The 19,550-nt window shown below is 42.5% G+C and carries 17 protein-coding genes and 1 pseudogene; 14 read left to right on the top strand and 4 right to left on the bottom strand.

Going from position 1 to position 19,550, the window contains the following annotated elements; genetic code table 11:
- Positions 1 to 42 precede the first annotated feature (42 nt).
- The 4 genes from moaC (at position 43) to LJE09_RS05740 (ending at position 2,599) form a co-directional block, all read left to right on the top strand.
- Positions 43 to 519 carry a cyclic pyranopterin monophosphate synthase MoaC gene (moaC, locus tag LJE09_RS05755; protein ID WP_118614352.1) on the top strand — a complete coding sequence of 159 codons (477 nt, stop codon included), beginning with the start codon at positions 43 to 45 and terminating at the stop codon, positions 517 to 519.
- 126 nt (positions 520 to 645) lie between these two features.
- Positions 646 to 1,134, top strand: coding sequence for a MogA/MoaB family molybdenum cofactor biosynthesis protein (locus LJE09_RS05750; RefSeq protein ID WP_022379966.1), 489 nt, complete (start codon positions 646 to 648; stop codon positions 1,132 to 1,134).
- Between the two features lie 116 nt (positions 1,135 to 1,250).
- Positions 1,251 to 1,679, top strand: a complete 429-nt coding sequence (locus LJE09_RS05745; protein WP_055151846.1) for an MOSC domain-containing protein — start codon at positions 1,251 to 1,253, stop codon at positions 1,677 to 1,679.
- A gap of 140 nt (positions 1,680 to 1,819) precedes the next feature.
- Positions 1,820 to 2,599, top strand: coding sequence for a TatD family hydrolase (locus LJE09_RS05740; protein WP_055151843.1), 780 nt, complete (start codon positions 1,820 to 1,822; stop codon positions 2,597 to 2,599).
- On the opposite strand, the gene LJE09_RS05735 is transcribed toward LJE09_RS05740, so the two are convergent.
- Positions 2,593 to 4,131 carry a CapA family protein gene (locus tag LJE09_RS05735; RefSeq protein WP_173700973.1) on the bottom strand — a complete coding sequence of 513 codons (1,539 nt, stop codon included), beginning with the start codon at positions 4,129 to 4,131 and terminating at the stop codon, positions 2,593 to 2,595. The two genes, LJE09_RS05740 and LJE09_RS05735, sit on opposite strands and share 7 nt — an antisense overlap.
- 343 nt (positions 4,132 to 4,474) lie before the next feature.
- On the opposite strand from LJE09_RS05735, the gene LJE09_RS05730 reads away from it, so the two are divergent.
- The 3 genes from LJE09_RS05730 to LJE09_RS05720 are packed head-to-tail and all read left to right on the top strand — an operon-like array spanning position 4,475 to position 7,084.
- Positions 4,475 to 4,912 carry a MarR family winged helix-turn-helix transcriptional regulator gene (locus LJE09_RS05730; protein ID WP_022380519.1) on the top strand — a complete coding sequence of 146 codons (438 nt, stop codon included), beginning with the start codon at positions 4,475 to 4,477 and terminating at the stop codon, positions 4,910 to 4,912.
- A gap of 11 nt (positions 4,913 to 4,923) precedes the next feature.
- Positions 4,924 to 6,030 (top strand): phosphoribosyltransferase domain-containing protein, encoded by a 1,107-nt coding sequence (locus LJE09_RS05725; protein ID WP_118614348.1) that lies wholly within the window; start codon positions 4,924 to 4,926, stop codon positions 6,028 to 6,030.
- 1 nt (position 6,031) lies between these two features.
- Positions 6,032 to 7,084, top strand: coding sequence for a cysteine protease StiP family protein (locus LJE09_RS05720; RefSeq protein ID WP_008705360.1), 1,053 nt, complete (start codon positions 6,032 to 6,034; stop codon positions 7,082 to 7,084).
- Between the two features lie 12 nt (positions 7,085 to 7,096).
- On the opposite strand, the gene LJE09_RS05715 is transcribed toward LJE09_RS05720, so the two are convergent.
- A complete protein-coding gene (locus tag LJE09_RS05715; protein ID WP_118566924.1) occupies positions 7,097 to 8,059 on the bottom strand; it encodes an HpcH/HpaI aldolase/citrate lyase family protein in 963 nt (320 codons plus the stop codon).
- 321 nt (positions 8,060 to 8,380) lie between these two features.
- Here LJE09_RS05715 and LJE09_RS05710 point away from each other — a divergent pair, with 321 nt between their 5' ends.
- The 7 genes from LJE09_RS05710 (at position 8,381) to LJE09_RS05680 (ending at position 17,345) form a co-directional block, all read left to right on the top strand.
- A complete protein-coding gene (locus LJE09_RS05710; RefSeq protein ID WP_025578292.1) occupies positions 8,381 to 10,654 on the top strand; it encodes a YceG family protein in 2,274 nt (757 codons plus the stop codon).
- Positions 10,655 to 10,660: 6 nt separating this feature from the next.
- The gene (locus LJE09_RS05705; RefSeq protein WP_020993224.1) at positions 10,661 to 11,815 is read left to right on the top strand and encodes a toxic anion resistance protein; all 1,155 of its coding nucleotides are present in this window, start codon (positions 10,661 to 10,663) and stop codon (positions 11,813 to 11,815) included.
- A gap of 29 nt (positions 11,816 to 11,844) precedes the next feature.
- On the top strand, positions 11,845 to 12,426 hold the full coding sequence (locus LJE09_RS05700; RefSeq protein WP_008705354.1) for a TerD family protein: 582 nt from the start codon (positions 11,845 to 11,847) through the stop codon (positions 12,424 to 12,426).
- A gap of 97 nt (positions 12,427 to 12,523) precedes the next feature.
- A complete protein-coding gene (locus LJE09_RS05695; RefSeq protein ID WP_008705353.1) occupies positions 12,524 to 13,105 on the top strand; it encodes a TerD family protein in 582 nt (193 codons plus the stop codon).
- Between the two features lie 27 nt (positions 13,106 to 13,132).
- Positions 13,133 to 13,741, top strand: a complete 609-nt coding sequence (locus LJE09_RS05690; protein WP_008705352.1) for a TerD family protein — start codon at positions 13,133 to 13,135, stop codon at positions 13,739 to 13,741.
- Between the two features lie 104 nt (positions 13,742 to 13,845).
- Positions 13,846 to 16,482, top strand: a complete 2,637-nt coding sequence (locus LJE09_RS05685) for a cation-translocating P-type ATPase (protein ID WP_055200185.1) — start codon at positions 13,846 to 13,848, stop codon at positions 16,480 to 16,482.
- Positions 16,483 to 16,559: 77 nt separating this feature from the next.
- The gene (locus LJE09_RS05680) at positions 16,560 to 17,345 is read left to right on the top strand and encodes an HAD hydrolase family protein (protein WP_055200183.1); all 786 of its coding nucleotides are present in this window, start codon (positions 16,560 to 16,562) and stop codon (positions 17,343 to 17,345) included.
- Between the two features lie 53 nt (positions 17,346 to 17,398).
- Here the strand turns inward: LJE09_RS05680 and LJE09_RS18695 are convergent.
- A pseudogene (locus LJE09_RS18695) lies at positions 17,399 to 17,524 on the bottom strand (AIM24 family protein); the annotation flags it as partial.
- 9 nt (positions 17,525 to 17,533) lie between these two features.
- Positions 17,534 to 19,294 carry a DUF885 domain-containing protein gene (locus tag LJE09_RS05670; protein WP_055200315.1) on the bottom strand — a complete coding sequence of 587 codons (1,761 nt, stop codon included), beginning with the start codon at positions 19,292 to 19,294 and terminating at the stop codon, positions 17,534 to 17,536.
- Positions 19,295 to 19,550 lie beyond the last annotated feature (256 nt).

The raw sequence follows: 19,550 nt of genomic DNA, 5'->3' as shown, positions 1-19,550 counted from the left end.
AGCCTCGCTTTTTGTAAAAACTTAAACAGGGGGATTTTGATCATGTCACAGGGTTTTAATCATTTTGATGAGAATGGAAACGCAGTTATGGTAGACGTTTCCGGGAAAAATGTCACTTGCAGAACAGCAGTTGCCACAGGTGAGATTCATGTAGGAGAAGCAATCATGGAGGCTGTGAAAGAGGGGTCTGTGAAAAAGGGAGATGTGCTTGGAGTAGCACGTGTAGCGGGGATTATGGGAGTGAAAAGGACTTCTGAGTTGATTCCCATGTGCCATCCGCTTCCGATCCAGAAATGTTCCGTAGACTATGAACTGGATGAGACAAACGGAATTATCCGCGCTTTCTGTACAGTGAAAACAGAAGGCAAGACCGGTGTGGAAATGGAGGCACTGACAGGGGTTCAGGTGACGCTTCTGACGATTTATGATATGTGTAAGGCAATTGACAAGCATATGGTAATGTCCAATATTCATCTGGTTGAAAAGACGGGCGGTAAGAGTGGAGATTTTTATTTTTGATATCCACGAATTGCTCTGCGATTTGCAAAATATTTGTTGGGTAAAATGAAAGAAATGTGTATAATGGAAATACAGAATGGCAGATAACGAAAAAAATTATCTGCCCGACAGGGAGGTTTTTATAAAATGAAAAGAGTAGCGATTATTACATCCAGTGATACGGGATATCGCGGAGAACGTGAGGATTTAAGCGGACCTGCGATCCGAGAGATTGTTGAGAAGAATGGATATGAGGTTGTGTCTGAAGATGTTCTGCCGGATGACAGAAAGATGTTGTCAGAGAGAATGGCGGAAATTGCAGACAGCGGCACAGCGGAACTGATCCTGACAACAGGCGGAACCGGTTTTTCACCCAGAGATATTACACCGGAGGCAACGGAGGATATTATTGACAGACGTGTACCGGGGATTCCGGAGGCAATGCGTGCGTACAGTATGACTATCACGAAACGCGCCATGCTCAGCCGTTCTACGGCAGGTATCCGAAAAAAAACACTGATCATCAATCTTCCGGGAAGTCCGAAAGCTGTAAAAGAGAGCCTGGAGTATATTATTGATGCGCTTGGACATGGCATTGAGATCATGACAGGGGAAGCAGGGAACTGCGCAAGATAACTGATGGCGATAACAGGGATAAGAAAGCAGAGAATATAAGCTGACGGCAATAAACGGAAGAGCAGGTACGAAAACAGTATCTGAAACTAAAACAGGAAGGTGAAAGGGATAATCTTATGGGAAAAGTAATTGCGGTTTGTACAAGTGAAAGAAAGGGAATAGAGAAGACAAGTGTTCCGGAGATTAAAGTAATTGAGGACTGGGGAATCGAGGGTGATGCCCATGCCGGCAAATGGCACCGTCAGGTAAGTCTGCTCTCTTTTGACAAGATTGAAGATTTTCGCGCCAGAGGTGCAGAGGTAGAAGACGGGGCATTCGGAGAGAACCTGGTGGTTCAGGGAATCGACTTTGCCACACTTCCGATCGGTACGAAATTCCAGTGCAATGATGTAGTCCTGGAGCTGACACAGATTGGAAAAGAATGCCACAGCGGATGTGCGATCTTTAAGAAAATGGGAGAGTGCATTATGCCGAAACAGGGAGTTTTTACGAAGGTTATTCATGGCGGTGTGATCCATCCGGGGGATGAACTGGTAATTTTATAACAGATTTTTTAATCGGACTATAGCAATTCCATAAATTACTGCAAACAATCCAGTCCATCATAGCGTGAAGTCCTGCTGAACTGTCTTGATTGCATTATTTTATGGAATTGCTATAAGATTACATGAGGAGATAGGAAAAAATGATTATTGATACACATGCGCACTATGATGACGAGGCCTTTGACACAGACAGGGAAGCGCTTCTTATGTCTATGTACGATGGAGGGATTGAGAAGATTGTGAATGTCTGTGCATCTGTAGGCGGTTTTCAGGATACTGTGAAGCTGATGGAGAAATATCCTTTTGTATATGGAGCAGTGGGAATCCATCCGGATGATGCAGATAAGATGACACAGGAGACTCTGGATGAGATTCGCAGATTATCCCATATGGACAAGATGGTGGCAATCGGTGAGATCGGGCTGGACTATTACTGGCATAAGGAAGAAGAGGAACATCAGATCCAGCAGAAGATGTTTCGCGCTCAGCTTGATATTGCGAGAGAAGAGAAGCTTCCGTTTATGATCCACAGCAGAGAAGCTGCCGAGGATACTCTGAATATTGTCAGAGAATATATGCAGGGTGGTATGTATGGCGGTATCATTCATTGTTTTTCATACAGCAGGGAGATTGCAGCAGAATATCTGAAAATGGGACTGTATCTGGGAATCGGCGGAGTTGTCACTTTTAAGAATGCAAAGAAACTGAAAGAGACGGTTCAGTATGCACCCCTGTCTCAGCTTGTCCTGGAAACAGACTGTCCCTATATGTCTCCGGAGCCAAACAGAGGTAAGAGAAATTCGTCATTAAATCTGCCTTATGTAGCACAGGCAATCGCAGAACTGAAGGGAATTACAGCAGAGGAGGTTATTGATGTGACCAGACAGAATGCAGAGAAACTGCTGGGAATTCATCAATAACCACTGTCATATTCGTTTGAAGAATCATCTGAATTTTCATCCGAACTTTCATCTGAACTTTCATCCGAACTTTCATCTGAACTTTCGTCCGAACTTTCATCCGAACTTTCATCTGAACTTTCATCTGAAGAGCTGTCAGAAACGTCGGAAGAGTCTTCGGTTCCGTCTGATGTGTCTGCCTGATATTCCCAGGAGTGGATGGATTCTGTATCTTCCACTACATTTCCGGTAGTTTTGTCAATCATGTTGCCCTCCCAGTCAAACTTGACGTTCAGCAGGTTTGTATTTGTGGAAGGCTTCACATTCATGGACATGATTTCCTTAAATTTGGCTTTCAGGTTATCGAGAGTAAACTCATCACCGATCACATTTCTTACACTGTGGGAAGAAGCAAGTTCTTCTGTATAATCATCCAGCATATATGGTCCGTATTCTCCGTTATCGTAATCATAATGCATGACCATAGGTTTCACTTCCGGAGAAAGGATCTGGATGGTTGATTTGCCGTTCAGAGTTGATTTCTGTATGGTAAAACTTGCCATTCCTTCCAGAAGTTCCGGGAGTTCCTGCTGGGTGGAAACGAAGTTTCCGAGGGAGTAGAATATGGTGGTATTGTGTCCTTGGTCATCAGAAAGCTGTCCGTAAGGCTGAAGCACATGCGGATGACCGCCAATGATCACATCAACACCCTGCTGCATCAGAAAAGCGGCCCATTGTTTCTCGTATTCATTTGGCATGGTTTCATCTTCTGTTCCCCAGTGAGCCACAAAGATGATGCAGTCGCTGATTTCTTTGGCTTTCTGGATCATTGTGGTGATCTTATCCTTATCAAAGATATCGATCATGTACTCATATCCTTCGCCTGCACCGGAATTATTGGTGCCGTATGTATAGTCAAGAAAAGCAATCTTAATACCATTCACTTCTTTTACTTTGACAGTGTCTGCATCTTCCTGGGTGGCGTGGATGCCAAGTACAGGAATATCCGGATAATTGGTGCTCCAGAAATCCAGAGTACTTTTCAGATAGTCATATCCATAATCATCGGCGTGATTTGTGGCAGATTCCACTACATCAAACCCTGCTTTGATAATGGCATCTCCCACTTCCTGGGGAGTGGCAAAAGAAGGATAAGTGCTGACAGCATCGTGGCTTGGAGCAAAAACCGTTTCCTGGTCGATCATGGCTACGTCTGCAGCTTGGATCTGGTCCAGAACATGAGTGTAGATATGGTCATAATTCCATATGCCGGAGTCATTTTCGCCGGATTCATACAGCTTGCTGTGATAAAGATTATCTCCAACAGCAATTACACTTGCAGTGGAGATGACAGGTGTTTCAGCTTTGATCTTATCCTGCTGTTCCTTGAGAGCCGCTGCTTCTGCTGCTTCTTTCTGCGGTTTACGGATCAGGGTGTAATCCATCTGATGCATCACCAGAACGAGCAGAACCAGAACAATAACAGAACACAGAAGACTGATCCGGGAGTTGATTCTCTCCCGTAAATTAAGTGGCATATTATTTTTTTTCATAGAAAATTCCCTTTAACTAAAATAGTTCTTAACAGTGAGAGTGCTGAACAGTTACAGCAATCTGCAGCCTGTATTGCTGTCCTCAGTACCGTATCCCAAATTCATTGCAGACTGCATACGGAAATGAGACAGGAGCGTATGAACTGTAATCTATCTGTTCATTATAACAAATTTCATGGTTCAAAGAAAGAATTAAGAGAGAAATTCTTTGAAAACCTGCCAGAAATGCTTTGTGAGACAAAGTATTTTAGTGTATAATAGGTAGCAATATAACCATGAATGTACAAACATGCTACAGCAATGCTATATGGAATTGCTTAAGCAAAAAGAGGGAGGTAACCGGATGAACCATTATGAGGCAATTAATGATGTACTGGTCAATTTATTTAATGAGATTCTGGACCTGGAAGAACGGGCATTGATTACGGGAGAATATAAGAATATTTCCGTCAATGATATGCACATTATTAATGCAGTAGGTATCCGGGAACAGAAGAATATGTCAACAGTAGCCAGAGAACTGAATGTGACTGTGGGTACATTGACGATCGCTGTGAATAATCTTGTAAAGAAGGGATATATCCAGCGTATGAGAAGTCAGGAGGACCGAAGGGTTGTGTTGATCTCCCTGACAGAACAGGGGAAGAAAGCTTATTACCATCATAAAGATTTCCATGAGAAGATGGTACTGGCTGTACTTAAAGGCCTGAATGTGGAGGAGACAGAGGCATTGACGAAAGCTCTGACCAAGTTGCAGGCATTTTTTAGATCATATCAGTAGAAGGAGTAAAGATGGAATATACTGAGAAGGATTTAGTAAAGATCGCAAAAAGGGAAAATAATACAAAGAGAAACTATCTGGTAGTGGATCCGCTTCAGGGAAAGCATATTCCGGTAGTGCCATCAAAGGCACTGGATTTATTTGCTGCTCTGGCAGATACTTTCAGGGAGAAATACAAAGATGAAAAACTTTTGCTGTTGGGCTTTGCGGAGACAGCAACTGCCATAGGTGCTCAGGCAGCGATTACTGTGGGGGCAGATTATATTCAGACCACCAGAGAAGTTATTCCCGGCGTGAATTATCTGTTTTTTTCCGAGGAACACAGCCATGCCACAGAGCAGAAGCTGGTAAAAGATGATATTGACAGAGCAGCGGCGGAGACGGATCGGATCATATTTATCGAGGATGAAGTAACTACCGGAAAAACAATTCGGAATATCATCAGTATTCTTGACAGGGAGTATGACGGAAAATTTAAATATTCAGTAGCATCTCTGTTAAACGGAATGAGCGAGGAGAATCTGGAACGTTATAAGAGACAGGGGATTTCTCTGTATTATCTGGTAAAAACGGATCACAGTACTTACGGAGACAGAGCAGAAACATTTAAGGGAGACGGATTTTATTATAAATGTCCGGATAAGGCCGCAGAGTATACAACGATTTATGTTAAAGACCGGATGGATGCCCGCAGACTGATTGATTCCGGGAAATATGAAGAAGCATGTGAGAATCTGTGGAGAGAAATCCGGGAGAAAACCGGAAATATGGCTGATAATATATCTGGCAAAAGAATACTGGTGATCGGCACTGAGGAGTTTATGTTCCCTGCACTTTATATCGGAAGAAAGATGGAAAAAGAGGGAGCCGAAGTAAGGTGCCATTCGACTACAAGAAGTCCCATTGCTGTGAGTCTGGAAAAAGAGTATCCCCTTCACAGCAGATATGAACTGAAAAGTTTATATGATCCGGACAGGAGAACGTTTATTTACGATATAGGAAAATATGACAAGGTATTGATTGTTACAGATTCTCCGGAAATAAAGGAGAGTCAGGAAACGCTGATAAATGCTGTCCGGATGCAGAACAAGGATATTACAGTTGTAAGGTGGTGCTGATTTGAGAAGTTCCTATTCAGAAGAAGATGTGATTTTATTATTGAAGGATATTACCGGGCTGGTAGAACCTCAGCCTGCCAAAGTGCGGGAGAAACTGATTCAGTCCGGAAAACATTACAGCGAGATGCTGCCTGTTGAATATGTTCCTACAGATCAGTATATGCAGGTATATCATAATGCGCTGAAACATTATGCGAAGCCGGTTGCCAATGCAGTAGGAATGCTGGCAGATAAGATCATAGAGAATAAGGGAAAGAAAATTGTCCTGGTATCCCTTGCCAGAGCGGGAATCCCAATTGGTATCCTTGTGAAGCGATACATCAAATTCAAATATGGTATAAATGTGCCACATTATTCCATTTCAATTATCAGAGGAAGAGGGATTGACGATAATGCCATGAAGTATCTGCTTGAAAAGTACAGACCGCAGCAGATTTTATTTGTGGACGGATGGATTGGCAAGGGTGCGATCCTGAATGAATTGAAGAAAGATATCTCTGCATATGAAGGGGTTTCTGCTGACATAGCGGTAGTGGCAGATCCGGCAAATGTTACGGAGCTTTGCGGAACACATGAAGATATCCTGATCCCAAGTTCCTGCCTGAACAGTACAGTATCCGGCCTTATCAGCCGTACTTTTCTGAGAGATGACATAATAGGCAGAGATGATTTCCATGGGGCAGTCTATTACGGAGAACTGACAGATTCTGATCTGTCATATGACTTTATTGAAACCATTGAAAAGGAATTTAATATGGAGAATACACCTGATCTGGAAAAAAGAGTGGAAAGTCAGGGTATTGATGAGGTAATAAATATAGGAAAGAATTTCGGTATTGACGATATTAATCTGATCAAACCGGGGATCGGAGAGACAACAAGAGTATTACTGAGGAGAATTCCCTGGAAGGTGCTGATCGATGAGCGATATAAGGGAAATCCTCAGTTGGAGCATATTGTCAGACTTGCCGAAGAGAAACATACACCTGTAGAATACTATCCACTTACACATTATAAATGCTGTGGAATCATTAAGAAGCTTGCGGATGCGTGAGAAGGGTAATACTTATTCTGTTATTCCGAAAACTTCTGAAAGATAAACTGTTTTCTTAGCCCAGTTCAGATGGGTTTTATATTCATTCATTCTTTCTCTGGTTTTGCTTCCTGCAACAAGGGAAGCAGAATCAGCATTCCAGTTTAAAATCGCCCGTGCGTCAAGGTAGTCATTTTGTGAAACCTGATAAGCTCTGTTTACTACAGGGATCTGTGAAGGGTGGATAACGGTTTTTCCAATGAAACCGCAAAGTCTGTCCTCACGGATTTCCTGAATCAGTCCTTCTTTCCAGCTGTCACCGGCATAATATTCCCATACAGGACCGGAAATCACATAATCCATACCATATACAGTGATAATATCTGAGAAAATATCTGAAACAGGTCTGATGCTGTGAATAGATTCATTGGCATGTCTGCGAAACCCAAACATATGGCACAGATCATTTCCGCCAACACGTATATTCAATATAAGATCTTCAATTCTGGCTAAAGAATCCCTTAACAAATAGAGAATATCAATTCTGTTTCGCAAATCTATAATGGAAGGACTTTCGTAAATAGGCATCATGTAAAGCTTTTTTGCGACAAGTTCATTGACGAGGATCATCTGCTCAATATAACTTTGTGCGTTATCCGGGCTGAATTTAGGGACGATGAAACCGGTAACAATCTTAATGGATTGCCCAAGAGCTTTTGTTAATCTCTGAATCTGCTGTGGATTCCGAACACGGATAAATATTTTGGGCAGATAGAATGGCTTTTGTTCATGCTGTATGAATATCTGGCTGAGAGAAGAAATCAGTATCTGCTCGGCTTCTTCAACATGATCGTCGTTTATGGTATCTTCAAGACAGAGAGCAAGAGAAAATCTGTTCCCGAATCTTTCATTTATCAGAGAATCAGTGATGGATATTCTGTTGGCAGGACAATAGAGTAATGGACCTACACTGTAATATAAAACATTATTTTTCATAACACTCCTTCTGACATATCTACAAAAATTCCCGTAAATAGGGTACCTTATAGAAATTCAATAAAATACTGCAGGTAATCCGGCCCATCACAGTGTGAAGGACCGAGTCAGCAGCTACATCATAGCACATTTCAGGGGAATAAGCCATAGAAAGAACAGGGGAATTTTCTTGAAATATAAATAGCAATATGATACAATTTTGAGGTAGAATTTATACGAAAATTTGGAGAAAATTATGGTTCCGCATTATTTTATGAAATTACTGTAGAACTTATCATGAACAGAAATAAGATAAGCAGATATTGAAGGTGAGATACTTATATGTTGGAACACAAAAAAATTCAAAACCTCAGTGATTATTTTGTCGAACTGAACAGCAGGCGGGAGAAAGGTGTTTATTTCTACCGTATCAACGGATATTCTGAAGAAGTCGGCGAATTTATAAAGAAATATTATGATACAGCAAGAAGAACCGGAGTGGTTATCGAAGGGAAGATACCTAATCCCGATGAGGGGAATCTTGCATATTATAATGAAATAATGGGAATGGATTTTCAGATGAGTATGGATTTTATCCATGTCAGTCTGAGAAAATGGCTGCCAAGGATGAATGAGTTTCAGAGACAGAATGTGGCAGCCTCCATTTATGACTCTCTGGATTCCCTGCGAAAAGCCGGGAAAACCGAGAATATGCTCAGGAACGCATATATCAAGTTCATGTGCTGGCTGTATTATAAATTTGAACGCATTGTAAATCAGCTTGGAGAAAACCATATCCCTAAAATATTATATGAAGGGCAGATAAGCAATTATGAGTTAATGCTCATATCGATTCTTTCCAATGCAGGCTGTGATGTAGTACTGCTTCAGTATGCAGGGGATCAGGGATATCTGAAAACAGATCCGGGTTCCGTTCTTTCAGACAGTTTGCAGATGGAAGGTTTGCAGCCATTTCCGCAGGGATATTGTGTGAAAAAGGTCAGAGATGAGATTCAGAATGAACTTAACAATGAGAGACTGTATGGAATCAGACCTTCGCTTACAAATTGTACAAATGCATGGATAAAGGGAAACGGCCTGGATGATATCCGCGAGAGCATTCTGTTAAGGGGAAATGACAGCCGTTTTTTTTATAACTGTTTCTGCAGGATAAACGGGGCAGAAGATAAGCTTACTTATGCAAATGAACTGTTCAGATTGCAGCAGGAACTGAGAAATTCAAAGAGAAATACGGTGATCGTAAGTAAAGAGATTCCAAGACCAACGCCGCAGGAAATTTCAGAGATAAAGAGGTCAAACTACACATCCGGAGATCAGATGCTCCTGGGACTTGCGTGTAATATACAGTATGGAGCCAATCCGGAGCTTCAGCGGATCCTGCATAAAACATTTGTGGATGTTATGCTGGCTGAATCTCAGAAGGAAGGGGAAAATCTTAACAGACTGACAAACAGGGCAGTGTATCTGCTGTGCTGGATGAGAAGATATCTGCCGAAGCTGTTCATAAACTGGAAATCACCGGAGATTGGATGCTTTATTTATCTGGGGGGCTGCCGGAATGAAAACGAAGCTCTGTTTATGAGTTTCCTTGGGCGGCTGCCACTGGATGTGCTGATCTTATGTCCTGATCTGAACATTAAGTGCTGTCTGGAAGATAAACTTCTGTATGAGGTCAACTATCCGGAGAGTCTGGCGATCACAGAATATCCGGAAGAGAGTTCTCAGGTAAAGATTGGAACAGCCGCTTATCATGCGGAAAGAGAACTTGATACTCTGATGTATCAGGACAGTGGGATATACAGAAATCAGCAGTATGTGAAGGCGAATGTTATCAATCTGCAGACCATGTATGAAGAGATAAAACTACTGTGGGATCAGGAATTGAAATACAGACCTAATTTCAGCACAGTTAACGGTGTGGTAAATATTCCGGTTATTTTTTCAAAAATCTCAGGAGTGAAGGATGGAAGTGTTTCTCAGTACTGGGAATCCATAGCAGCACTGATCACAGAGGATACCGTTGTTGTGAAAAGTGCTCCGTGCATTGAACCAACTGCCTCCGGTCCAATGAAAGCCTTTGCCGTAGAATTTTATAAAAACGGAAAGCTTCTGCGGAATAAAATAAAGAATCATCCCAGATATCCTTATCATCTTCTTCGGGAGGAAATGCAGGAATTTATACTTGACAAGCTGCAGCTTCTGATCGAGCGGAAACTGATAAAGGGTATTGGGGAAAATGGTACAGAATATACAGTGATCGCGCAGATTCTGGATCTGCCGAAGGAGATTCTGCGTCTGATCCAGAAATTTGATTTTACAAAAAAGAATCCGAAACTGATATATATTAATACAGGGGAGACGATGATTTCACTTCAGGATTCGATTCTTGTAACATTCCTGAACCTGGCAGGATTTGACATTCTGTTTTTTGTCCCTACAGGCTATCAGAGTGTGGAGAACTACTTTGCAGAAAAACTGATGGAAGAGCACCAGATCGGGGAATATAAATACGATATGCAGGTTCCGGATCTGAATAACATTTCGACAAACAGTACCCGCCCCTCATGGCGGAGAAAACTTTTCAGGAGAGGTTAGTAGATTATGGGACTTGATTTCGGTAAATCATCTATGGGAAATCCTGCTCAGGCCGGTAATGGTCTTCAGGAGAAAAATGAGATTGAAGTTGTGGAGAAATATGATATTGTCGCTGACAGGCAGCAGATGAATGCTGAGCTGGTCAATTCAAAAGAAGTGGACGATATTGTCAGCACGATCGAAGTTTACAATATGGATACCATTGTATCTTTTGGTGCGAAAGCAGCAGAGGAGATTTCCAAGGCATCTGATGTGGTCCTCAACAGCATGAATATGTCGCAGCTTAATGAGACAAGCGAGATGCTTAAATCGCTGGCAAAGATCATGGATCAGTTTGACATTAATGAAATTAAGGATAATCCGGGACTTTTCGGAAAGCTTTTCGGAAATTTCAGAAAACAGCTGGATAAGATACTGGCCAAGTATCACACAATGGGCGAAGAAGTTGATAAGATTTATGTTCAGCTTAAAGGATATGAGTCTGAAATCAAACAGTCCAACAAAAAGCTGGATACCATGTTTAAGACCAATGTGGATTATTATCATGAACTGGTGAAATATATCCTTGCAGGAGAACAGGCATGTAAAGAGATTGAAGCCTACATTGCCCAGAGACAGCAGGATATGGAGAATACGGGAGATCAGTCTATTCAGTTTGAACTTACCAGTCTGAATCAGGCACTGATGATGCTGGAACAGAGGACACAGGATCTGAGAACAGCAGAGAATGTGGCAATGCAGTCCATTCCCATGATAAAGACTATGGAGTTCAGCAATTACAATCTGGTGAGAAAGATCAATTCTGCGTTTATCGTTACGCTTCCTGTATTTAAGCAGGCACTTGCGCAGGCAATTCTTCTGAAAAGGCAGAAGATACAGGCAGAATCTATTGCAGAACTGGATAAGAAAACAAATGAGATGCTTCTTAAGAATGCCCAGAATACAGTAGATGTATCGAAGATGACAGCTAAAATGGCATCCGGAAGTTCCATTCAGATTGAGACTCTTGAGAAGACATGGGCAACCATTACAAATGGAATCGAAGAGACAAGAAGGATCCAGGAAGATGCCAGAAAGAAACGCCAGGAGGATCAGGTTCGTCTGGAGGCAATCAAACAGGATTTTAACAAACAATACAATGTGCCACCGGTAAGAAAATAAAAACACAGAAAAAAGGGAGGATGAATGATATGCCTATTAATTTATCAAAAGGACAGAAGGTAGATTTAACAAAGAAGAATCCGGGACTTAAGAAGATCATGGTAGGACTTGGCTGGGATGTAAACGCTTTTGATTCAGGTTCGGATTTTGACCTGGATGCAGCAGCATTTATGCTTGGTGCCAACGGAAAATGCCCTACAGAGAAAGAATTCATTTTCTATGGCAATCTGAAGCATGTCAGTGAATCAGTCATCCACATGGGAGATAACCTTACCGGTGAGGGTGAAGGTGATGATGAGCAGATCATGATCGATCTGTCAAAGGTTCCGGCGAATATTGAGAGAATTGCGTTTACAGTTACCATTTATGATGCAGAAGCAAGACGTCAGAACTTCGGACAGGTTTCAAACTCTTACATCCGTCTGGTAGATGAATCCAATGAGGTGGAACTGATCCATTATGATCTTGGGGAGGACTTCTCCATTGAAACAGCAGTAGTTGTAGGAGAACTTTACAGACATAACGGAGAGTGGAAGTTTAATGCCATCGGAAGCGGATTCCAAGGTGGACTTGCAGCGCTCTGCGGTCATTATGGTATTGAAGTAGCGTAATGTAAGAGACAGTCGGCTGTTTGGTAAAAATACTAAACAGTTATCAGGTATGGAGCTGTATAGCGAAGCGGATAAGACAATATGGGAGGAAAAATATATGCCAGTTAGTTTAAAAAAAGGACAGAAGGTCAGTCTTACAAAAGGTAACCCGGGACTTAAGAATGTAGTTGTAGGTATCGGATGGGATATCAATGCTTTTGACACAGGCGGAGATTTCGATCTGGATGCAGCAGCGTTCTGTCTGACAGATTCCGGAAGGGTTTCTGATTCGAACGATTTTGTATTCTATGGAAATCTTGTACATCCGTCCGGAGCAGTCCAGCATATGGGAGACAACCTTACAGGTGCCGGAGACGGAGATGATGAGCAGATTAAGATCGATCTGTCAAAGATTCCTGCCAATATCACAAAGATTGCATTTACAGTTACCATCTATGATGCAGAGGCAAGACGCCAGAATTTCGGACAGGTTTCTAATGCCTTTGTGAGAATCTTCAATGAAGTGACAGGAGAAGAAATCCTCAGATATGATCTTGGAGAAGATTTCTCTATTGAAACAGCAGTTGTATTTGGTGAACTGTACAAGAATGGTGACGAATGGAAATTTAATGCCATTGGAAGTGGTTATCAGGGTGGTCTGGCTGCTTTGTGCAACAGTTATGGTGTAGACGTAGAATAGTGCCGGAGGGCAACAGGAGGGACGAAAATGTCAGTAAGCTTACAGAAAGGACAGAAGGTAAATCTGTCAAAGGAGCATGCAGGATTAGCAAAGGTGATCGTGGGACTTGGCTGGGATGAGGCAAAGCCATCCGGCGGTGGTGGATTGTTTGGTGCATTATTTGGTTCTTCATCACATCAGGCAATCGACTGCGACGCTTCTGCAATCATGTTGAAAAATGGTAAATTTACAGATAAAACAGACCTGGTATATTTCGGCAACCTGAAACATAAATCCGGGACAGTCAATCATATGGGAGACAATCTTACAGGAGCAGGCGAGGGAGATGATGAGCAGATCGTTATTGATCTGTCAAGAGTTCCGGCTGAATATGATAAGATTGTCATTGTTGTCAATATCTATCAGGCAGTAAAGAGAAAACAGCATTTTGGAATGATCCAGAATGCATTTATCCGTCTGGTTGATGCCAGAAACAATAAAGAAATGTGCAAATATAATTTAACTGAGAATTATTCAGGTATGACTGCGATGATTTTTGGGGAAATATACAGGTATAACGGTGAATGGAAATTCAACGCCGTAGGAAATGGCACAACAGATCCCGGACTTGGGGAACTCTGCCAGAGATTTGTGTGAAAATAAAAAGAGGAGCTGTTATGGTTCCTCTTTTTATATAAAATCCGGTAACTGTCTGTCCATGATTGAACAGTTGCAAAACCCGAAAGAGGAGGTTGATTATTATGAATGAAATAAACAAAGAGGAGCGAATGCAGGGCCTGTCCGGACAGCAGGTCAGCGAGAGCAAGGCGAAGTACGGCACCAATGAGCTGGCGAAGAAAGAGACTGAATCACTCTGGTCCATGTTCATCGGCGCATTTGATGACATCTGGATCAAGGTATTATGTGCGGCTCTGGCTCTTAAAGTTATCCTGGCTGTGCTGGGAATCTTTGTCCCTGCATTATCCGGCGGAAATGATGTTGTGGAGATCATCAGTATTGTGATCGCAATCGCACTTGCTACCGGTTTCAGTACCCTGTCAGAGTACAGAAATACTTCAAGAAGTGAGGCGCTTCAGGAAGAATACAGCAAGACCTATGCCAAAGTTGTAAGAGACGGAAAGCTGGTCAATATTCTTACCAGTGAAATCGTTAAAGGTGATACGATCCTTATCCAGGCAGGAGATAAGGTTCCGGCAGATGGTCTGTTATTTGAAGGTAAGATCAAAGTATCTCAGGCGGCATTAAACGGTGAATCAAGAGATGAGAACAAAGCAGCAGTAACCAATATGGACGAGGCAGAATCTACGGATTACTCTTCACAGGGAAAAGTCTTTATGGGTTCGGTTGTGACTTCAGGCGAAGGTTACATGATCGCAACTGTTATCGGAGACAGTTCTGAATTAGGAAAGATAAACAAAGCTCTGACAGATACCTCCGAGGAAGAAGAGCGAAAAGATACTTCCAGCCTGAAGCTGGAGGGTGTGGCAGCAGGTATCGGTAAACTGGGTGTGTCAGCTGCAGCGATCGCGGGTATCCTTCATGTTGTCCTGACTCTGATCAGGGCAGATCAGGCAATCACTGTTGTTTCCGTTCTCCTTGTAATAGCGGAAGCAGTTATGCTTATGGCTTCTATCGTGATCATGGCAGTTCCGGAGGGACTCCCGATGATGAACAGTCTGGTTCAGTCAATGAATACAGAGTCCATGTATAAAAAGAATATCCTTGTCAGCCACAAGGCGGCATTTTCAGATTCTGCTTACATGAACGTGCTGTTCAGTGATAAAACCGGAACGATCACACAGGGTAACCTGTCACTGGTAGAATTTATCACAGGTAACGGTGAGATTGTTGATTCCATCCAGAGCAGGGAGTTTATAGAAGCTATCACTCTGAATAACCTTGCAAAGATTTCCTCAGAAGGAAAGGCAATCGGAAGTAACAACATGGACAGAGCACTGCTCTCTTATGCCATTGATCATGGTTATAATGATTATGACAATGATCCGGAGAAGGTAGAAGAGATCAGCGGATTTGATTCCGAGAAGAAATGTGCCACTGTAAAACTGAAAAACGGACTTGTTTACTGGAAGGGTGCTACAGAGAATATCATTGATAAAGTAACACATTACATGCTTCCGGACGGGGAAGAAAGAGAGTTTACAAAGGCAGATAAAGATAAAGTAGAAGAACAGATGCATGCACAGGCAAAGAGAACCATGAAGCTTCTCTCCGTAGCGAAAATCAGCGATGGAAAGACTGTTCTTATGGCAGTTCTGTGTCTGCGTGATAATGTCAGAACAGATGCGGTTGAGACTGTTCAGATTCTCAATGATGCAGGAATCCAGGTAGTTATGGTTACCGGTGATGCAGAGGAAACTGCAGTAGCCATTGCAAAAGAGGCAGGTATTCTTGCAGATGAGAAGAAGGACGTGGTTCTTACCCATGAAGAAATGGAGAAATTATCAGATGAAGAGCTGAAGAAAGTTCTCCCGAACCTGAGAGTGGTAAGCCGCGCGAAACCGCTTGATAAGAAAAGACTGGTATCTCTTTCACAGCAGATTGATAATGTCTGTGGTATGACCGGTGACGGTGTGAACGATGCTCCCGCATTAAAACAGGCAGACATTGGTTTTGCAATGGGAGATGGTACAGCAGTTGCACAGGAGGCAGGAGATGTTGTTATCCTTAATAACAGTCTGACTTCCATTAAAGACTGTGTGCTTAACAGCAGGACTATGGCGAAATCTGTTGGAAAATTCCTCATTTTCCAGCTTACTGTAAATATCAGTACTCTGTTAATGAATATCATTGCACCGATCCTGGGATGGACAGAGCCGTTTTCCATTGTCCAGATCCTTTGGATCAACCTGATCATGGATACATTGGCTGCCATGGCGTTTGGTGGAGAACCTATTCTTGACAGATATATGAAAGATCAGCCGGCAAAGAGAACAGATAATATTCTGACTCCGTACATCAAGTCAGCGATCGGAGTAAGTGCAATATTTATTACCCTTGGTTCTATCCTGATACTTGAGAATATCGGCGGCATTACCAGTTGGGTAATCCCTGCGGGCTGTGCAGATCCGGAGCTTTATGAGAAAACATTTATGTTTGCGTTCTTCATTTATGCGATTATCTTTAACAGTCTGAATACCAGATCTGAGAAGTTTAATCTGTTTGAGCATATCGGGGAGAATAAGAACTTCGTACTGGTAATGGGAGCAATCTTTGTTCTTCAGACCATTATCATTGAAATCGGCGGAAAAGTATTTAACACAACTCTGCTTGAGCCAAAGGCATTACTGGTATCCATGGTACTTGCAGTACTTATTATACCGGTGGATCTTATCAGAAAAGCAATCATGAGCAGGTAAACAATACGTATGAAATAATAATTATGGGGCTGTCGCAGGTAATAACAGTGTGGCAGTCCCATTTTTGGAGGAAGCGAATGAATGGCATTTTATGCGCGGACATGGACAATACCATAATATATTCGTATAAGCGCAATATCGGTGAAAATAAATTAAATGTTGAGTTATATAATGGAAGAGAAATCTCATTTATTTCTGAAAAAACGCATGATCTGTTGAAAAAAGTAAGTGAGAAGATGACTATCATACCAACATCCACAAGGACGGAAGAACAGTATAAACGTATTGATCTGGATATAGGAATCGTACCCTATGCCCTTGTCTGTAATGGAGGAGTACTGCTGGTAAATGGTAAGCGTGACAGAGAGTGGTATCTGGAGTCGCTGCAAATGATCCAGAACAGCAGACCGGAAATGGAAAAAGCGCAGCAGATTCTTGCCGGGGATTCCAGACGAAAGTTTGAGCTGAGATTTCTAGATGAGCTTTTTATTTTTACAAAATGTGAAAAGCCAGAGGAAGTGGTTGAAGATCTGCAGGCAAAACTGACTACGAAGCTGGTGGACGTATTTCATAATGGAGAGAAGGTATATGTTGTTCCTGTAAATCTGAGTAAGGGAATGGCTGTGAGAAGACTTCGAAAGAGGTTGCAGCCTGCATATATCATAGCAGCCGGAGACAGCGAATTCGATGTTTCCATGGTGGAAGAAAGCGACCTGGGATTAGTTCCGGCCGGATTTAAAAAGATTTACGGTAATGGTAGCGACAGATTCAAAGAGACAGTGATGGAAATGGAGGCAGGAAGACTGTTTTCGGAAACATTACTTGAGAAATGTTTGGTTTTATATTTTAAAGAGCCGGACTGACTGCAATTCTATAAAATATTGCAGTCAGTTCGGCTCTTTGTTATATCAGGCTGTTAATCCATACTGACGCGGATTCCGCTCTGACGTTCAGATGGCTGAATGATAACCGTAACATTATCTCCTCCATGCCACTCAAACTGATAAGACTCTCCGGAAGTCTGGCCGATGAAAGTTTTCCAGTAATTCGTTTATTTCATGTATTTTTCCAGAACCGGAAACTGTACAGGTCCGATGTCCAGAATCCGGCGGTGAAATTCTTTCAGGTCGAAATCATCTCCAAGTCTTTTCTGACAGACTGTTTTCAAGTCAAGGAAATTCAGATATCCCCAATAGTATTTCAGATAGTTACCGGGAGTTTCCACAATATACTGATAGATTTCGGCAGCAGTAGAAGCATTGTTGATGCCAAATGCTTTCAGAAAGACAGCAGTGCGGGCTGCATCCCAGCCCCTGTAATGAATGCCGATATCGATCAGGGAGTAAATGCACAGATTCATACTCCTGTTTAACCAGGCAAGCCGGACAGCATTTTTGGCAGAATCCGGATCCTTCATGAGGGAGGCGGCATATTCATAGCCGTAGGATTCCACGTAGGTTGCCCAGCCTTCCACGTAACCGGAGGAGGTGACCAGATATCTGATGTTAGAGGGATTGTTTTCGGCAAAAGAAACTGTCTGGTAAAGATGGCCGGGAAATCCTTCATGTGCCAGTGTGCCGAAAAGTTCCAGAGAAGAGGTACGTCCGGAATCGTTGATATAGATTACGTTGGGGGTTCGGGTATCCACAGGCGGCGTGAGGTAAAAAGCAGGACTTAAGAATTTTTTCATGGAAGGATGAACGGTGCGGAGTTCGTAAGAGGCATCTTTCAGTTCCGGGAAATCTTTTTTCATCAATTCCGGAAGCTTCTCAAGCATCTGAGTCGGTGTCAGCGTAAGTTCACCGGAACATTGATTCAGCCTGTCGATCAGGGAGGAATTCTGTTTCAGCAGGGAAGATATCTCCCGATAGTCGGACAAAAGCTGAGCTGACAGTCTTTTTTCAATTTGTCCGACAGGTACATAGGTTCCTGTCTGGCTTTGCAGCAGGTAGAGGTAATATTCACGCCCACCCTCAAAAAATGCCAGGCCCCGGCTGCTTTTGCCTGTACCGCGAAGACTTTCCAGACTGTCTGCCAGTTCCTGATAAGCAGGGATCACTTCGGTTAAGATCAGTTTATGATGATATGTACAGAGTTTTTTCTGATCTTCGCTGCTAAATGCAGGGTTGGAGAAAGCTTTCAGTTTCTGCGCGAAAATATCATCCATGTAGTTGGAATCAGGATTCGCGACAAAAGAATGACATTGTTTCAGGATACGGTCCAGAGTTGTGTCGCTCATGAAAAGCCCTGACTGGGATTTCTGCTTTTCCAGTTTTATAATACTTTGAAAATATGGCCTGACGGTACTCAGAAGTTTCAGATAATCAGAGATATCTTCTTTTGTCCGGAAAGTATATTCCGCCAGAAGAATGGGAAGTTGTGCCTGCACACCCAGGCCTGGTCCCAGCGGCTCATCCAGGGCGCTGTTTTTTCCAAGGGAGGCTCTGGTGTGAAAATAGAGAAGAAGCATATCACAGGTAAGCCGGTTTTCTTCGGAGAGCTTGGAATAGGCAAAGGATTTCAGCTCTTTCTCATATTCCTGACAGAGACTGGTGGTCTTAGCCGGGTCAGAAAGTGCAGTTCCAAGAGTTGCCTCGGGCTTTCTGATACCTTTTTTTTCAGGGTGTGCAAGAGTGTAGTGAAGGGTGAGGGTATTGCTGCATACTTCGGACCGGAATAATTTTTCCGTAAAGGTCTGAAAACGGGAGTTTTCAGAAACAAAGTGGTCGGAGAGAACACCCATGCTGATGCCAATGGCAAAGACCAGACACAGGCTGAGGATTCTTTTAGGGATATTTTTATAAATACGCATATCCACCTCGGAATCTGCTTTTTACTATCTTATTGAAGGAAGGCATGAAGTATGCTTTCGGTAACATCATTACTGTTCACACACCATTATCCCGCGAGGTGTTTTGGCATAAATATGCCAAAATCCTGAGACATACAAGCCAAAATTCATTCCAAATGCTCGTCACACTTTTTTCATTTGACAAAATTGGGATGTTATGTTAACATACACAAATGCGTAACAAAACGTAATAAAAATGTAATAATTTTACAACGAT

Origin of the sequence: Blautia sp. DFI.3.45 (genome assembly GCF_020593505.1) — a bacterium.
Lineage (GTDB): Bacteria > Bacillota > Clostridia > Lachnospirales > Lachnospiraceae > Blautia_A > Blautia_A wexlerae.
The sequence above is the reverse complement of the archived record's forward strand: the minus strand, read 5'-3'. Positions and strand labels throughout refer to the sequence as shown.

What these genes read in the sequence shown, in the direction of transcription:
- moaC (WP_118614352.1), top strand. Translation starts at nt 43, where the DNA reads ATGTCACAGGGTTTTAATCATTTTGATGAGAATGGAAACGCAGTTATG.
- LJE09_RS05750 (WP_022379966.1), top strand. Translation starts at nt 646, where the DNA reads ATGAAAAGAGTAGCGATTATTACATCCAGTGATACGGGATATCGCGGA.
- LJE09_RS05745 (WP_055151846.1), top strand. Translation starts at nt 1,251, where the DNA reads ATGGGAAAAGTAATTGCGGTTTGTACAAGTGAAAGAAAGGGAATAGAG.
- LJE09_RS05740 (WP_055151843.1), top strand. Translation starts at nt 1,820, where the DNA reads ATGATTATTGATACACATGCGCACTATGATGACGAGGCCTTTGACACA.
- LJE09_RS05735 (WP_173700973.1), bottom strand. Translation starts at nt 4,131, where the DNA reads ATGAAAAAAAATAATATGCCACTTAATTTACGGGAGAGAATCAACTCC.
- LJE09_RS05730 (WP_022380519.1), top strand. Translation starts at nt 4,475, where the DNA reads ATGAACCATTATGAGGCAATTAATGATGTACTGGTCAATTTATTTAAT.
- LJE09_RS05725 (WP_118614348.1), top strand. Translation starts at nt 4,924, where the DNA reads ATGGAATATACTGAGAAGGATTTAGTAAAGATCGCAAAAAGGGAAAAT.
- LJE09_RS05715 (WP_118566924.1), bottom strand. Translation starts at nt 8,059, where the DNA reads ATGAAAAATAATGTTTTATATTACAGTGTAGGTCCATTACTCTATTGT.
- LJE09_RS05710 (WP_025578292.1), top strand. Translation starts at nt 8,381, where the DNA reads ATGTTGGAACACAAAAAAATTCAAAACCTCAGTGATTATTTTGTCGAA.
- LJE09_RS05705 (WP_020993224.1), top strand. Translation starts at nt 10,661, where the DNA reads ATGGGACTTGATTTCGGTAAATCATCTATGGGAAATCCTGCTCAGGCC.
- LJE09_RS05700 (WP_008705354.1), top strand. Translation starts at nt 11,845, where the DNA reads ATGCCTATTAATTTATCAAAAGGACAGAAGGTAGATTTAACAAAGAAG.
- LJE09_RS05695 (WP_008705353.1), top strand. Translation starts at nt 12,524, where the DNA reads ATGCCAGTTAGTTTAAAAAAAGGACAGAAGGTCAGTCTTACAAAAGGT.
- LJE09_RS05690 (WP_008705352.1), top strand. Translation starts at nt 13,133, where the DNA reads ATGTCAGTAAGCTTACAGAAAGGACAGAAGGTAAATCTGTCAAAGGAG.
- LJE09_RS05685 (WP_055200185.1), top strand. Translation starts at nt 13,846, where the DNA reads ATGAATGAAATAAACAAAGAGGAGCGAATGCAGGGCCTGTCCGGACAG.
- LJE09_RS05680 (WP_055200183.1), top strand. Translation starts at nt 16,560, where the DNA reads ATGAATGGCATTTTATGCGCGGACATGGACAATACCATAATATATTCG.
- LJE09_RS05670 (WP_055200315.1), bottom strand. Translation starts at nt 19,294, where the DNA reads ATGCGTATTTATAAAAATATCCCTAAAAGAATCCTCAGCCTGTGTCTG.